General features: G+C 53.3%; 13 protein-coding genes and 2 pseudogenes. 8 read left to right on the top strand and 7 right to left on the bottom strand.

The window, feature by feature from the left end; all coding sequences use genetic code 11:
- A pseudogene (locus IR141_RS07280) lies at nt 1–150 on the top strand (IS1595 family transposase); the annotation flags it as partial.
- A gap of 18 nt (nt 151–168) precedes the next feature.
- Here IR141_RS07280 and IR141_RS07275 read toward each other — a convergent pair.
- The 3 genes and pseudogenes from IR141_RS07275 to IR141_RS07265 form a co-directional block, all read right to left on the bottom strand.
- Nucleotides 169–342, bottom strand: a pseudogene (locus IR141_RS07275) (IS1595 family transposase); the annotation flags it as partial.
- Nucleotides 343–1,738: 1,396 nt separating this feature from the next.
- Complete coding sequence (locus tag IR141_RS07270; protein WP_135035281.1) at nt 1,739–4,018, bottom strand: NADP-dependent malic enzyme; 2,280 nt, start codon at nt 4,016–4,018, stop codon at nt 1,739–1,741.
- A 168-nt stretch (nt 4,019–4,186) separates the two neighbouring features.
- Nucleotides 4,187–6,052: an NAD(P)-binding protein gene (locus tag IR141_RS07265; protein ID WP_135035278.1), complete on the bottom strand. Its 1,866-nt coding sequence runs from the start codon at nt 6,050–6,052 to the stop codon at nt 4,187–4,189.
- 674 nt (nt 6,053–6,726) lie between these two features.
- On the opposite strand from IR141_RS07265, the gene IR141_RS07260 reads away from it, so the two are divergent.
- The 7 genes from IR141_RS07260 (at nt 6,727) to IR141_RS07230 (ending at nt 12,913) form a co-directional block, all read left to right on the top strand.
- A complete protein-coding gene (locus tag IR141_RS07260) occupies nt 6,727–7,296 on the top strand; it encodes an SCP2 domain-containing protein (protein WP_135035275.1) in 570 nt (189 codons plus the stop codon).
- A gap of 366 nt (nt 7,297–7,662) precedes the next feature.
- Nucleotides 7,663–8,025, top strand: a complete 363-nt coding sequence (locus IR141_RS07255; protein ID WP_135035272.1) for a hypothetical protein — start codon at nt 7,663–7,665, stop codon at nt 8,023–8,025.
- Entirely contained in the window at nt 8,022–8,648 is a 627-nt protein-coding gene (purN, locus tag IR141_RS07250) for a phosphoribosylglycinamide formyltransferase (RefSeq protein WP_135035269.1), read from the top strand. The genes IR141_RS07255 and purN overlap by 4 nt, the downstream gene beginning before the upstream one ends.
- Nucleotides 8,649–8,675: 27 nt before the next feature.
- Nucleotides 8,676–9,341 (top strand): DUF3108 domain-containing protein, encoded by a 666-nt coding sequence (locus tag IR141_RS07245; protein WP_135035265.1) that lies wholly within the window; start codon nt 8,676–8,678, stop codon nt 9,339–9,341.
- A 118-nt stretch (nt 9,342–9,459) separates the two neighbouring features.
- Complete coding sequence (gene mnmA, locus IR141_RS07240; protein WP_135035287.1) at nt 9,460–10,560, top strand: tRNA 2-thiouridine(34) synthase MnmA; 1,101 nt, start codon at nt 9,460–9,462, stop codon at nt 10,558–10,560.
- Between the two features lie 277 nt (nt 10,561–10,837).
- Complete coding sequence (locus IR141_RS07235) at nt 10,838–12,511, top strand: AMP-binding protein (RefSeq protein ID WP_135035262.1); 1,674 nt, start codon at nt 10,838–10,840, stop codon at nt 12,509–12,511.
- A gap of 123 nt (nt 12,512–12,634) precedes the next feature.
- Nucleotides 12,635–12,913 (top strand): hypothetical protein, encoded by a 279-nt coding sequence (locus IR141_RS07230; protein WP_135035259.1) that lies wholly within the window; start codon nt 12,635–12,637, stop codon nt 12,911–12,913.
- 339 nt (nt 12,914–13,252) lie between these two features.
- On the opposite strand, the gene tatC is transcribed toward IR141_RS07230, so the two are convergent.
- The 4 genes from tatC to IR141_RS07210 form a co-directional block, all read right to left on the bottom strand.
- Nucleotides 13,253–14,011 carry a twin-arginine translocase subunit TatC gene (gene tatC, locus IR141_RS07225; RefSeq protein ID WP_135035256.1) on the bottom strand — a complete coding sequence of 253 codons (759 nt, stop codon included), beginning with the start codon at nt 14,009–14,011 and terminating at the stop codon, nt 13,253–13,255.
- Between the two features lie 7 nt (nt 14,012–14,018).
- The gene (gene tatB, locus IR141_RS07220; RefSeq protein WP_135035253.1) at nt 14,019–14,558 is read right to left on the bottom strand and encodes a Sec-independent protein translocase protein TatB; all 540 of its coding nucleotides are present in this window, start codon (nt 14,556–14,558) and stop codon (nt 14,019–14,021) included.
- A 3-nt stretch (nt 14,559–14,561) separates the two neighbouring features.
- Complete coding sequence (gene tatA, locus IR141_RS07215) at nt 14,562–14,765, bottom strand: Sec-independent protein translocase subunit TatA (protein WP_135035250.1); 204 nt, start codon at nt 14,763–14,765, stop codon at nt 14,562–14,564.
- Nucleotides 14,766–14,901: 136 nt separating this feature from the next.
- On the bottom strand, nt 14,902–15,225 hold the full coding sequence (locus tag IR141_RS07210) for a histidine triad nucleotide-binding protein (RefSeq protein WP_135035247.1): 324 nt from the start codon (nt 15,223–15,225) through the stop codon (nt 14,902–14,904).
- Nucleotides 15,226–15,504: the final 279 nt, after the last annotated feature.

The following is a 15,504-nucleotide window of genomic DNA, read 5'->3' as shown; positions in this document are numbered from 1 at the left end:
CAAGCAAAACGCCATTTACGCAAGTTTAACGGCATTTCCAAAGAGCATTTTGAACTGTATTTGAAAGAGTGTGAATGGCGTTTTAACAACAGTGAGATAAAATTTCAAATTTCTATTTTAAAACAATTAGTAAAGCAGGATTTGTTCTAGTTATCTAGGACAGCCCCTTTCTAAATGCGGGCTGTTGTGGAAGCTAAGTAATCGCAGAGATGAAAATAATAGGCGGCAGTGTTTTTGTTTACACCAACCGGCTCGGCAACTGCTCGTGCTGTAACGCCTGCTGCAAACAGCTTGACTGACGGGTTTGTTTGGTCTGTAGTGGCTTAAACGGCTTTTTCTCATGGGGATTATTCTAAACTGAATTCGAATTTTCTTGGTTATTTAGGATAGCTCCTAAAGATATATCAAGCGAGAGGTTTAGGCATCAAAATTCATTTTAAAAGATTTTTCCCCAGAATCTTCAACAGCACTTATACAAATCATCATGCCTTATACTTGAAACAGAATCCTGTTTCTTCCAAATACAGGTAAAACCTATGCTTCGGTAAATTAAATCGCGCCAAGCAATGCTCGACATAGCCCCGAAAAGATTCGGTTCTGTTGATATACTGTGTATTGCGGGCAAACTCATTATCGCCACGGTGCACTCTTAAAATATTTTGCAAAGCCATATCCGCGCTTGGCACCGAAAAACTCTATGACACCGCCCAAAAATGTCTGCCGGCAATGTTCATGAACCAAGTGCTGATGCAATTCCAAGTACAGGCTGTTGATGCTTCTAATATTGATTTCTACCGGCTTGGCTGTGTCTGAATTGGTCAGATCCGAACCAAAAGTTTATCAATATTTTTAATATTTGGTGATATTGCTTTCTAAGCTCCATGATTAAATCCGTTAACATTCAATACACCATAACTTTTTTAATAATCCGCATATTGTAGAAAATCCCAGCGTTTTTTTATACTTTTCGTTTTTCGCTTGAAGACCCATTTTGGGATTTTTGAGGAGTACCAAGAATGTCGAAAAACATAACAAAGCCATGTCATTCTTGAGAATACTTACATTTCAGTAAAAAATAAAACTGTTTAGCATAAAAAGTGCTAAACCATCCAATCTTTCCAACATATAGCAACACTGCCATGCCCACCCTGCTTTCGGATAATCGGCTGTAAGGTAAGCGTTTCGGTATCCGAACGGCTGCAGTATAAGCCCTACCGTTTCACTTTAACAGTCTAGAGATTGGGTTTTCCCTCTCCCACTAATCCCGTTTGCTTTTTCTACTGCCATCAAAATGCTTTCGTCTGCTTCGATTTCATCATCAAACATTCCCAAATATGGGATGTTTTGATAAATCAACAAACGTAAACGGTAAAAGCAGTAAACAGTATCTCTATGAAACCTGTTAATTCTGTTGCTGCTCTAGCGGTTAGGCCGACAACAAACAATTCAACCGGCTTGTGTTGCTTATGCCGAATTAAACGGCTTTCTTCATAAGGGTTGTTTTAAATGTTTGTGAATAACCCCGGTTATCTAGAACAGCCCCCTAAATAAAAACAACCATAGCAAATCCACTTTAGCACCTTAGCTCAAAGAGAACGGTTTTGCAAGTCACCAAAGCGGCAGCAGAATCGGTTCTATACTGTCTGCTGCTTTGCGTCGAAAATAAAGTGGGGCCGCTATATTTAAAAGAGGCCGTCTGAAAATTTTTCAGACGGCCTTTGATTCAATTGCGGCGGTTTTATTGGCGTTGGGCGTCCACGGCGGTCAGCGCAATCATATTGACAATACGGCGCACGGTGGAAATCGGTGTAACGATATTTACCGGTTTGTTCATGCCCATCAGAATCGGGCCGACTGTGATGCCGTTGGTGGCACTCACGCGCAGCAGGTTGTAGCTGATGTTGGCCGCTTCCACGTTAGGCATCACCAGCAGGTTGGCCGAGCCGGTGAGTGTGGTTTCCGGGAAGATGCTCTTGCGCATTTCTTCATCCATTGCCACATCGGCCTGCATTTCACCGTCTATTTCCAATTCGGGATCGGCTTGGCGGACCAGCTCAAGTGCACGCTGCATTTTAACGGCATCTTTATCGTGGCGGGAACCGTAATTGGAATTGGAAACCAGTGCGACTTTGGGCTTGATGCCGAAGCGTTTCATTTCGTTGGCGCACATCAAAGTGCCTTTGGCCAGTTGCTCTGCATCGGGGTCTTCGTTGATGTAGGTGTCGGTGATGAAGAAGTTGCCTTTGTTGGAAATCAGCGCGTTCATGGCACAAGCGTGCTTTTCGGGGTTGTTGTAGCCGATCACTTCTTCAAAAATACCGAAGTGGTCGTAAAAACGGCCCATGGTGCCGCAAAGCATCCCGTCTGCGTGGCCGAGACGGACCATCAATGCGCCGATAAGGGTGCTGTTGGCGCGCATACGGCGGCGTGCCATTTCTTCGGTAACACCCCGGCGTTTGCGCAGTTGGTAGTATTCTTTCCAGCTTTCTTCGAAATACGGGTTTTCAATGATATCTACAAGCTCGAAATCTTTGCCCGGCTGAATCGTCAAGCCTTGCGACTGGATGCGCTCTTCAATGGTTTGACGGTGCCCCACCAAAATCGGAAACGCCAGTTTCTGCGATACAACCTGCTGGGCTGCGTGCAGAATGCGTTCGTCTTCGCCTTCGGTAAGCACTATGCGCTTGATTTGTTTGCGCGCCTGGTTAAACACCGGGCGCATAAACAGGCTGGTTTTATATACAAACTGGGTGAGTTTCTCGATATAGGCTTCCATATCGGAAATCGGGCGGGTAGCCACACCGGAATCCATTGCGGCCTGTGCCACGGCCGGAGCGATTTTGGCAATCAGGCGCGGGTCGAAAGGTTTGGGTATCAGGTATTCCGGGCCGAAGGTCAGATCGGCATCGCCGTAGGCACCGGCCACTTCAGCACTGGATTCGGCCATGGCCAAATCGGCAATGGCGTGCACGCAGGCGAGCTTCATTTCTTCATTGATGGCGGTAGTGCCCACATCAAGCGCGCCACGGAAAATGAAGGGAAAACACAATACGTTGTTGACTTGGTTGGGGAAGTCGGAACGGCCGGTGCCGATAATCACATCGGGGCGGGCTTCTCTGGCTTCAGGCGGCCAAATCTCGGGGGTGGGGTTGGCCAGCGCAAACACGATGGGGTTTTCGTTCATGGTTTTGAGCATATCGGCACTCAAAACATTGGGGCCGGAGAGGCCGAGAAAAATGTCTTTACCCTGCACCGCATCGGCAAGCACGCGCTGACCGTTGTCTTGAACGGCATAACGGATTTTGCTTTCATCCATGCGGCTGCGGTCTTCGCGGGTGGCAAAAATCACGCCTTTTGAATCGCACACGGTGATGTTTTCACGTTTCATACCGAGTGCCGCCAGCAAATCCAGGCAGGCAATCGCGGCCGCACCCGCGCCGGAACACACTAAGGAAACTTCTTCAATTTTTTTGCCGGTAATGCGCAGGGCGTTCAACACGGCGGCGGCGGTAATGATGGCGGTACCGTGCTGGTCATCGTGAAACACGGGGATATTGCAGCGTTCGCGCAGTTTTTTCTCAACATGGAAACACTCGGGGGCCTTGATGTCTTCGAGATTGATGCCGCCGAAAGTCGGCTCCAGCGAAGCGATAATGTCAACCAGTTTGTCCGGGTCGGTTTCGTTTACTTCGATGTCGAACACATCGATACCGGCGAATTTTTTAAACAATACACCCTTGCCTTCCATCACGGGCTTGCCGGCCAGCGCGCCGATGTTGCCCAAGCCCAAAACGGCAGTGCCGTTGGAAATCACGGCCACGAGATTGCCCCGGGCGGTGTATTTGTAGGAAGCGAGCGGGTCGTTGTAGATTTCCATACAGGGCGCGGCCACGCCCGGAGAGTAGGCAAGCGACAAATCATATTGGGTGGCCAGCGGCTTGGTGGGGGCAACTTGGATTTTGCCCGGATTGGGGTATTCGTGAAAATGAAGGGCGGCTTCTTTGATTAATTCGTCCATAATATATCCTGACTGGGCTGGGGAGGCCGTCTGAAAACCCGGGGTGCGCTACGGCTTTCAGACGGCCTGTTGTTTGAAAGCATAATATTATCATGCCGGCCGGTGCTGCGCACCGTAGAAGCATGCACAATCGGTATTCAGCCTGCCTTCACGGCCGCGCAGCGGCACTCAGGCCTCCAAGGCTTCCTTAACGGCACGGTAGGCCTGGTCGATGGCGCCGTGCACATACGGCATCCAGGCAGAATCGGAGCCGCCGATGAAGATGTTGCCGATTTTTTGCTGCATGGTTTCGGTGGCTTTTTCGGCCGCCCGGTCTGAATCGTAAAGCTCTGCCTGCTCATAGCTGTAGCCGTGCGCCCAGCGGTTGAGGGTAACGCCGGCCAGCACTTCATCGAGATTCTCGCCTGCGGCGGTATAAATGCTGCGCAATTGGTCGAGCATTTCTTTTTCGAGTGCTTCATAATTTTTTCCGGCCAAGCGGCGGCGGCCGTGGCGATACATTTCCCTTGCGTTTTTGCCGTTAAAGCCGGTGGCAATCTGCACCATATGGATAACGGCCGGTTCGTTTGCGGTTTGCGGGGCACTATAGCCGCCCATGCTGACGGGGTCGTCCAGATTCACCAGGCAATAGGGCGCATCGGGCGCATAGAGCGAATATACGCCGAGCTTTTGGAATGCGTGTGAATTTTTTACCGCCACTTTGCCGTAGATCATCGGCACTTTCACATTGGTTTTGGCGGCTGTTTTTTGGGCTTCGGGCATTTGCGGGATAATGCGGGCGGCCAGTGCGCTGTGGCCGGCAAAAACGGCCCGGGCGGCCTGTATCTGTTTGAGAACACCGCCTTTGGGCATATAGGCTGCGGCCACGCCTTCACTGTTGTTTTCCAGCCGCAGCACGGTGCTGTTGAGCCGGATTCTGACGTTGTTTGCAGGCACATCGAGCCGGCTGTAGTCGAATTTGGCCAACACAATATCTTCCATCGTGTTGCCGGGGGCAATGCCGGGAATCAGTTTGCGCACCAATATGCGGGCGATGGAAGCGTTACCGTCGGGAAAATGATAAATATAGGGCTCTTCTTCGCCCTCTTCGGCTTCGAGCCCCAGATTCTGTACCCCGGGATAGCCGGCCTCCAGGGCTTCCTGCACCGAAACGGCATTGATAGCGTGCCCCCAATATTCGGAGCTGAGGTTTTTCAGATATTTCAATGCGTTTTCGGGCAGTTTGACATCATTTTTCAGAAAATCGTAATAGCTGGTTTCAGCGGCGGCCTCTGCCCTTTTGCGTTTGCTGCGGCCTTTGAAATAGTCGGCAGGGTTGGTGTAGAGCTGGATGAGTGCCGCTTTGTCGGCCTCTGCCAGCGGAAACCGGGCAATGATCTCTGCCGCACTTTCTTCACCTGCCTGCGGCAGCCCGACCACTACCGCATCTCGGCCGAAAGAGGCTTGGTTGAAAAACACCCCCTCTTTCAGCCCGCGCTTTTTCTGATAGAGATCTTGGTGGAAATAGGTTTCGAATTTGGTGTAGTCGATACCCAAATCTTTGAGCAATGCCAGCGATTCTTCGGAATATTCCGATTTGGGCGAATCGATGGATTCACTGCCCGCATAAGAAATCAAGAGGCGGCCGCCAACGGTAAATTCGTTGCGTTGGGCATGGCCGCCGAAATCATCGTGGTTGTCGATAATCAGAATTTTGGCTTCGGGGCGCTGTTTCTGATAAAGATAGGCGGCGGCCAGCCCGCTGATGCCGGCCCCCACCACCACCAAATCGTAGTATTCCTCAGCTTTGCCCGGCAGGGTGTAGGTTTTGCCCTGCAGCGCAATGCTGTGGGCAGCGGCCTGAACGCCTTCAGAATCGCCGCGCAGGCCGGTCAGGGCGGGCGGATAATAGGCGGCATTCACCACGCGGTTTGTTATTGACGCAGATTCGGGAGAAAGAATGCGGTAGATTCTTTCACAGCCGCCGAGCATCAGGGCGGAAGTAACGGCAGCGGAGCCGCCGATAAATCTGCGGCGGGAAATTTTGTGTTTCATAAAAAACCTTGCTTGATTGTGTGCAGAAAAAACGGCCGAGGCCGTCTGAACAGCAGGTGGCTGTTTACTTTTCAGACGGCCTGAGCGGCAGGATTCGATTACCGGGCGGCGCAATTTTAGCAAAGCCCGAGCAGGCTGTGAACAATTTGCCAATCCATGCCGCATGGGTTAAACAAATGATACAGATTGAAAATTTGACATATCTGCAACCGGATTGCAGCGAATCTGATGTTGTGCAGATTGCTGCCGCACGGTTGGCGTGATGAAAGACGTTTTCTCAGTCGGACGGCCCAAACACCGCCCGTTTGGTTCCTGCACGGCATCGGAGCGCGGGGAAACAGAAAACCGCCCCGTGCCTGCATTCAACCCGTTCCACCGCCCGAAACCTGCCTGCCCGGTATCGGAAAACGCGTATCGGCTATATACTGCCTGTTGCTGCGGCCCAAGTCCGTCTGAAAAAATACACACGCCGGCTGCGCCATATCCGGCATGGATTATCAGGCAGGCCACGCCCGCCTCCCGCCACGCCGGCACAAACGGGAGCAGCACCCATCGCGATATGCCCGCCATAACGGCGCCGCCCGCAACCGCTGCCCCATCCTTTTAACCCAACCCGCTGTAAAACCACGACCGTTTTCAGACGGCCTGTTACCCTGTCAGAAAGAACATTCCGCATGAGTGCCCTACTTCCCGTTATCAACCACTTAATCCGGCAAAACCGCGAAACCCAAGCCCTCTTGGGTGGCTTTGCGGGCCAAACCCTCAGCCTGCATGCCGCCGGAATACAGATTCGCGGCACATTTAACGCAGAGGGCTTTTTGGAATACACCCCGGATGCGGCCGACATCGAAATCCGCTTTCTCCCCGGTGCGGTGGAAAAAGTGCTGCAAGGACAAACGCCCGGTGTGGGCGACGTGTCGATCAGCGGCGACACCGGCTTGGGCGCCGCCCTGCTGCCGCTTATCGGCGGCCTGCGCTACCATGCCAACGATGATTTAAGCCGCCTGCTCGGTGATACGGCGGCGGGCAGTATCGCCGTGCGCACCGAAAAAGCCGCCCGCACAGTCAAACAGATCGGCCTGAGCATACTCGAGCAACTCGGCGACTTCGCCAAAGAGCCGGAAGCCCCCGTGGCAGACAGGCACGCTCTGTCGGCGTGGGCGCGTGAAATCGACGCCCTGCGCGACGACACCGCCCGCTTCGAAGCGCGGCTGGCAAAACTGGAGGCACAAAGCAAGGGTTGATGCGGCCAAGCCTTTACCCTTATCTGCCGCTCAAACCTTTACACCATGCCGCGCCCGAGATACGGGCAACGCGCAGGCAATACGGCGGCGCAGCAACAGCGCAACGGCCTGGGGCAGGCAGGGTGAAACAGCATTCCGGTTGGCTGAATATCTGCTATAGGGTGTGTTTACTGTCGGGTTCATCTTTGCAGATGGGCGGATTAGCATTGCAATTAAAGCATGGGGATACAGCGCGGCATAACACGCCGCAAGATGCCGGAAAAACAGCGGAACATGGCAGAAAAACCTGATGCCCTTGCAAAATTCATTCAGGCCGTCTGAAATATCCGGCCATCGTTATTGCCGGTAAATGTACCGACACTTCTCATGGCAAATTTGAACCAAGTTCCCGATATACGGGCTGAAAGCAACTCCGCCGTTCTGCGCCGCACCCAACCCGCTGCATTTCCCGTTGTTCACGATTGGCAAAAACAGCGTCAAGGCCGGCCTGCCGTTTCAGACGGCTTAAAACTTGGCAAAACCCGCCCCGGCCGTCTGAAATTGTCGCAAAACACCCAAGCCCTTTCATCATGCGGTTTCCGAAACCGGCGCGGCCGCAACGGTATCGCCCCCTTTGCCCACATTTGCTACAATAATCCCGTTTTAAACGCCGTTAAACCGCTTGCCCGTGTGCCGCAGCGGCACCATCTTTATCCGACCCATTTCAATAAAAGGCCGTCTGAAACATGAAAAACATCGTTATCCTGATTTCCGGCAGGGGCAGCAATATGCAGGCCGTTGTAAAAGCGCAGATTCCCAACGCCCGCATCGCCGCCGTGTTGAGCAACAACGAAACCGCCGCCGGTTTGGCATGGGCGGCACAGCGCAATATCGCAACCGACAGCCTAAGCCATAAAAATTTCGACAGCCGCCTGGCGTTTGATGAAGCCATGATGCGGAAAATCGATGCCTACCAACCCGATTTGGTGGTGTTGGCAGGTTTTATGCGCATACTCACGCCCGAGTTCTGCCGGCATTACGAAGGCCGCCTGATCAACATCCACCCCTCGCTGCTGCCCGCCTTCACCGGCCTGCACACCCACCGGCGCGCCATCGACGCAGGCTGCCGCATCGCAGGCTGCACCGTGCATTTCGTTACCCCCGAGCTGGATTGCGGCCCCATCATCGCACAGGGCGCGGTGCCGGTGTCCGACCACGACACCGCCGACACACTTGCCGCGCGGGTGTTGGAAGCCGAGCACCTAATTCTCCCGCAGGCCGTGGCCGATTTTGTTGGCGGCCGTCTGAAAATATCGGGCAGCCGCGTTATCCGCAACACCGGAGCGCAACCCGATGCCCGCCTGCTGGCCTGAACACAGCCGCCCGAGAAAGGAAACCTTATGAAAAAATCCGGCATAACCGTATTGGCCCTCGCATTGGCCGCCCACACACAGGCCGCCCCGCTGCCGCAGTCGGCCGAATTGCAGTATTCGGGCAGCTACGGCATCCCCACCACCATGACCTTCACCCGCAGCGGCAACCGCTACAAAGTGGTGTCAAACATCAAAGTGCCGCTCTACAGCATACGCTTCGAATCGGGCGGCACCATTTCGGGCACGCGCCTGATTCCGTCTTACTATAAAGACGTGCGCGGCGGAAAAACCTATGCCGAAGCCAAATTCGGCGGCGGCAAAGTCAGCTACGGCAAAGCGGGCGAACAAAAAACCGAAGCCGTTTCAGGCCCCGTCATGGATCTGTTCACCCTTGCCTGGCAGCTTGCCGCCGGCAACGGCAAACTGCCCGCCGGCCTCACCATTACCAACGGCAAAAAAATCTACCCTGTCGGCGGCCTCAACCATGCCGGCAGCGGCAGATATAAAATCGGCAACGGCACCACCGCCATCAACAAATACCGCCTCAAGCGCGGCGACAGCATCATCAACTATGCCTTCGCCCCCGAACTGGGCAACATTCCCGCCCAAATCAGCTACACCGACGACGGCAAAACCTACGACCTGCAATTAACGCGCATCAAAATCAACGGCAAAGAAGTGCGCCCGCAATAATCCCGCCGCCGCAGGCCGTCTGAACAGGTTTTCAGACGGCCTTATCCTTTCCGCCCTTTCCTTAAAAATGCTAAAATCAACATTTTTGCAACCCCTGCACCACCCAATATTCCGCGCCATGCACACCAACCTACCCGCAAACATCACGGTCGGCCTGTCCGGCGGCGTTGATTCCTCCGTAACCGCCGCCCTGCTCAAACAGCAGGGGCATCATGTGCGCGGCGTGTTTATGCAAAACTGGGAAGACGATGACAACGATGAATATTGCAGCATCAAGCAGGATTCGCTCGATGCCGTTGCCGTTGCCGACATTCTCAATATCGACATCGACATCATCAATTTTGCCGCCCAATACAAAAATAACGTATTTACCTATTTTCTAAAAGAATATTCCGCCGGCCGCACCCCCAACCCCGATGTATTGTGCAACGCCGAAATCAAATTCAAATGCTTTCTCGACTATGCCGTCAATCAAGGTGCCGATGCCGTTGCCACCGGTCACTACGCCCGCAAAGAAGTGCGCAACGGCATACACCGCCTGCTCAAAGGGCGGGATGCCGGCAAAGACCAAAGCTATTTCCTCTACCGCCTGCAACCGCACCAGCTCGAGCGCGCCATTTTCCCGCTCGGTGATTTGGAAAAAACCCAAGTGCGCCGGCTGGCCGCCGAAGCCGGGCTGCCCACCGCCGCCAAAAAAGACAGCACCGGCATCTGCTTTATCGGCGAACGGCCGTTCCGCGAATTTTTGCAGCAATACCTGCCCACCGACAACGGCGACATGGTTACCCCCGAGGGCAAAAAAGTGGGCAGACACATCGGCCTGATGTTTTACACCATCGGCCAGCGCAAAGGCCTGGGCATAGGCGGCGCGGGCGAACCGTGGTTTGCCGCCGGCAAAGATTTAACAAGCAACACACTGATTGTCGTGCAAGGCCGCGACCACCCGCTCTTATACAGCAGCAGCCTGACCATCAGCGACCTGAGCTGGACCCTGCACGAAAGGCCGTCTGAAGGCCGCTACACCTGCAAAATCCGCTACCGTATGGCCGATGCCCCATGCGAATTGCACTATATCGGCAGCGGAACCGCCGAATTATGGTTTGACGAACCCCAGTGGGCAGCCACCCCCGGCCAGTCTGCCGTGTTGTACGATGGCGACATCTGCTTGGGCGGCGGCATCATCACCGCTACCGACAAACCCGTTATCATCACCGGATAACCGGCCGTCTGAACACAGAAACCGCCCCGCCCTTTCAGACGGCACGATAGCAATGAAACCCACTTCATTACTGTTGCAAAGCGGCAAACCGCAAACCATACCGGCACGGCGCGGAACCAACCGTGCCGCCACACAACCCAAGCCGTCTGAAACATTTTCAGACGGCCGATAGAGAGCGAAACCCGTTTCGTTTCCGCGATAAGGCGGCAAACCGCAAACCGGCAGGCAATGCCGTAACGGAAACGTGCGGATTCACGATAATAATAGGAAACACGTCATGGAAAAAATCTGGCTCCAAAGCTACGAAGCCGGCATCAATGCCGAAATCGACCCCCTGCGCTACCAATCGATTGTGCAGGTTTTTCAGGAAACCGTGCAGAAACACGGCCGCCGCTCCGCCTTCCAAAACCTCGGCAAAACCATCACTTATGCCGAAACCGCCAAACTTGTCGACCACTTCGCCTCATTTCTGCAAAACACCCTCAAACTGCCGCGCGGCGAACGGGTAGCGATTATGATGCCCAACCTGCTGCAATACCCCGTTGCCCTTTTCGGCGCCCTTCAGGCCGGCCTCACGGTAGTAAACACCAACCCGCTCTACACCCCGCGCGAGCTCGAACACCAGCTCAACGACAGCGGTGCCACCACCATCATCGTGCTGGAAAACTTCGCCAACACGCTCGAGCTGGTGCTGCCGCGCACCCGAATCAAAAACGTTATCGTTGCCACCGTTGGCGATATGTTTGGTTTCTTCAAAGGAAACCTGATTAACTTCGTGCTGCACAAAATCAAAAAAATGGTGCCCGAACACCGCATCGCCAACACCATTGCTTTTCAGACGGCCTTGAAACAAGGCGCATCGCAACCCTTCACCCCCGTTGAAATCGCCCGCAACGACACCGCCTTCCTGCAATACACCGGCGGCACCACCGGCGTGGCCAAAGGCGCCGTCCTCACCCACGGCAACATCTGCGCCAATATGCAGCAGGCCGCCGAATGGATTAAAAACAAACTCACCCCCGGCGAAGAAGTGGTGATTGCCGCGCTGCCGCTCTACCATATTTTCGCCCTCACTGTAAATCTGATGATTTTCACCCAAGCCGCCGCCAAAATCATGCTGATTACCAACCCGCGCGACATGAAATCCTTTATCGGCGACATGAAAAAAGAAAAAATCAGCGTATTTATCGGCGTAAACACCCTGTTTAACGCCCTGGTAAACCGCCCCGAGTTCGCCGAAATCGATTTTTCCGCCCTCAAGCTCACGCTCGGCGGCGGCATGGCCACCCAGAAAGCCGTGGCCGAAAAATGGAAAAACATCACCGGCACCCCCATTGTCGAAGCCTACGGCCTCACCGAAGCCAGCCCCGGCGTGTGCTGCAACCCACTGAACATTTCCGCCTACAGCGGCGGCATCGGCCTTCCCGTGCCTTCTACCGAAGTCGAACTGCGCGATGCCGATGGTAAAGAAGTGCCGATCGGGCAGCCCGGCGAAATGTGGATACGCGGTCCGCAAGTGATGAAAGGCTATTGGAACCTCCCCGAAGAAACCGCCAAAACCATTGACGAGCGCGGCTTTCTCGAAACCGGCGACATCGCCGTAATGGACGAAAAAGGCTGGTTCAAACTGGTTGACCGCAAAAAAGATTTGATTGTAGTTTCCGGCTTCAACGTTTACCCCAACGAAATCGAAGAAGTGGTGGCACACCACAACAAAGTACTCGAAACGGCCTGCATCGGCGTATCCAGCGAAAAAACCGGCGAAGCACTGAAACTGTTTGTGGTGAAAAAAGACCCCTCCCTCACCGCTGAAGAGCTGATTGCCTTCTGCCGCACCGAACTGACCGCCTATAAAGTGCCCAAAGACATCGAATTCCGCGATGAACTGCCCAAATCCAATGTAGGCAAAATCCTACGCCGCCAACTGCGCAGCGAAGCCCAAAAAACCTGAAACCTATAACCGTGCATAGCAGATTCAAACAAAACAGCCGCCGCAGACAACACAGGCAGCCCAAGGCAAACCGAGGCCGCATCGATTTGAACTTTATCCGCCCAAACCCGATAAAACTTCAACTTGAGCGATGCCGTCATACTCAAATCAAACCCAGATATGGCGCATAAATATATTGAAATATTAAATATATTGAAATATAAAGATATTGAAATAATGAAAAAACAAACAAGCCGTCTGCCAAACTTTCAAACGGCCTTGAAGTATTCTTCAAAATATCCGCTGTATTACAAGACAAAGATGCGCGTGTCAGGCACGGGAAGGCTCGAAAATCAAAATACCGCACAGGATTCAACGCAGTCAGGCCGTCTGAACATTTTCAGACGGCCTTTTCATTCATAACGGCAAAGAGTTTTACCGTGCACCCGAACCGCCACTGCATTGGAGGCAGAAGCCTATTTTACCGCCCCGGCCATTTTTGTAGAGAGAAGGGTCAATGAAGATGCCGGCGGATTTATCTACCAATACTTCCCCAAACAAACGGATTCGCACAATACCAACCATTGGAAGATACGCAGGGTTAGGATGGGGTTTGAGTGAGATTCAGATGTGCCGGACCAGCAAAGAAAACACTTGGCTGAGAAATGCCAAGTGTTTTATTCTTAAACTAGATCTAATCTCTAATGAATATTTCAATTGAAATGAAAATTTAAGGGAGCTGAAGCCTCTGAATAAAATATATTAACCTACATTATTTTCCTTCTTCCACCCCAACGGCACAGGCTTTATAAAACGGCAGAGCCACAGGCCTGCTTCATAAAGCAGAATCAGCGGCACCGCCAGCAGTACTTGTGAAATCACATCAGGCGGCGTAATCACGGCGGCTACCACAAACGCTCCGACAATCACATACGGGCGCGCGGCCTGCAATTGCGCAACCGGCACAATTCCCATACGGTTAAGCAAAACCACCACAACCGGCACTTCAAATGTGGCACCGAATGCCACAAACATTCCCAACACAAAAGAAAGATATTTGTCGATATCGGTGGCCATGCTCACGCCCAGCGGCGTTACGCCCGCCAGAAACTTGAACACCACCGGAAACACCAGAAAATAGGCAAACGCCATGCCGCCGAAAAACAATACCACGCTGGACAACACCAACGGCAGCACCAACCGCTTTTCGTTTCGGTAAAGCGCAGGCGCCACAAACGCCCACACCTGATAAAGCGTGTGCGGCAGCGTCAGCAGAAACGCTGCCATCAGCGTTACTTTCACCGGCACGAAAAACGGTGCAACCACATCGGTGGCAATCATACTGGTATTCGCCGGCAGCGTGGCCATCAGCGGTTGCGCCACAAAGGTATAGAGTTTCTGCGCAAACGGCATCAGGCCGAAAAAGCACAGCAGCATGATTGCGGCAATCCACATCATGCGGCGGCGCAGCTCGATCAGATGCTCGATCAGCGGCTGGGTAGGTTGTTCGATTTCAGACACCGTTCGCTCACTTTTTGCGTACACGCAACTGCGGTTTGGGGCGGTGGCGCGGGCGCATATCGCGTTTGCGCCGCATCGCCTGCTTATGTAGAGAGGCCGTTTGAAAGCCGCCGGTGGGCGGTTTTTTTTCAGACGGCATCAGATAAGATTTCCAGGCCGCTGTCTGCCCCGTTTCAGTTGAATCCGCACCGGCCGGCCGGCCGTATTCGTCCGCACCGAAATCGGCAGGCGTGTGCTGCTCGGGCACGCGCTCCCACGGTTTGAGGCCGCTCGAAATCGCATTCAGGCTGTTTTGCGCGCTTTCACCTACGCTGCCGACTTCGGTGCGGAAGCTTTCTGCGGCCGTTTCGAATTCCTGCTTGGCTTTGCGCAGCTCTTCCATTTCCACCTGCGCGCTCAATTCCTGCTTCACGCTGCCCACCATGCGCTGCACACGGCCAAACAGGCTGCCTGCCATGCGCGCAGCCTTCGGCAGCCGCTCGGGGCCGAGCACCACCAACGCCACCGCGCCGATCAGTAAAAGCTCGCTAAAGCCGAAATCAAACATGGTTTAGGCCGATTTGTCGTCTTTTTGATGTTCGATTACATCGTCTTTTTTAGCTTGGCCGGCTTCGTTGCCTTCGTTCAGACCCTGTTTGAAATCATGCACCGCGCCGCCCAAATCTTTGCCGACATTGCGCAGTTTTTTGGTGCCGAACACCAAAACCACAATCACCAGCACAATCACCCAGTGCCAAATAGAAAAGCTGCCCATTTTTTAATCCTTCAATCGCAATAGTTTGATAATGTTTCAGACGGCCCAAACGGTTTCAGACGGCCTATGGCGGATTAACGCTTTCCCGACACAGGCGCCGCAATGCCGTATCCGAAGGCCGGTTTGCGGTAACGCTTTACACAGGCCGCCCCAAAATATGGATATGCAGGTGGAACACTTCCTGCCCGCCGCCTTTGCCTGTGTTGATTTGGGTTTTGAAGCCGCCGGCCAAACCTGCTGCTTCGGCAATTTTCGGCACTTTCATCATCATTTTGCCCAGCAGCGGCTCATGCTCGGGCTGGGCGTGTGCCAGCGAATCGAAATGCTCTTTCGGAACCAGCAGCAAATGCACGGGGGCGGCGGGGTTAATGTCTTTGAAGCACAGCATTTCGCCGTCTTCATACACCACCGTTGCGGGGATTTCTTTGGTGGCGATTTTGCAGAAAATACAGTCTGTCATCGGGATACTCCGAATGATTTTTACAAAGGCTTGGAAGCCGTCTGAAAACAGGCTTTCAAACGGCCTGCCTCACAAGAACAAGAATTGTAATACAGTTCGACACACGGGGCTATTTTTATGGCGGCTTAAATTCAAACCGGTGCGGCACCGCCCCGGCCGGGTTCAAAAAGCGCGGCCTTTGCAAAAATATTTTCAGGCCGTCTGAAAGGCTTGAATACCGTCATTTCCGCGCGGACGGGGATTCGGATAAAAATAATATTGGAGTATCGGTTAAACAAA

Origin of the sequence: Neisseria sp. 19428wB4_WF04 (assembly GCF_015235335.1) — a bacterium.
Lineage (GTDB): Bacteria > Pseudomonadota > Gammaproteobacteria > Burkholderiales > Neisseriaceae > Neisseria > Neisseria musculi.
Note: the sequence above shows the minus strand (reverse complement) of the source record. Positions and strands in the feature narration are given on the sequence as shown.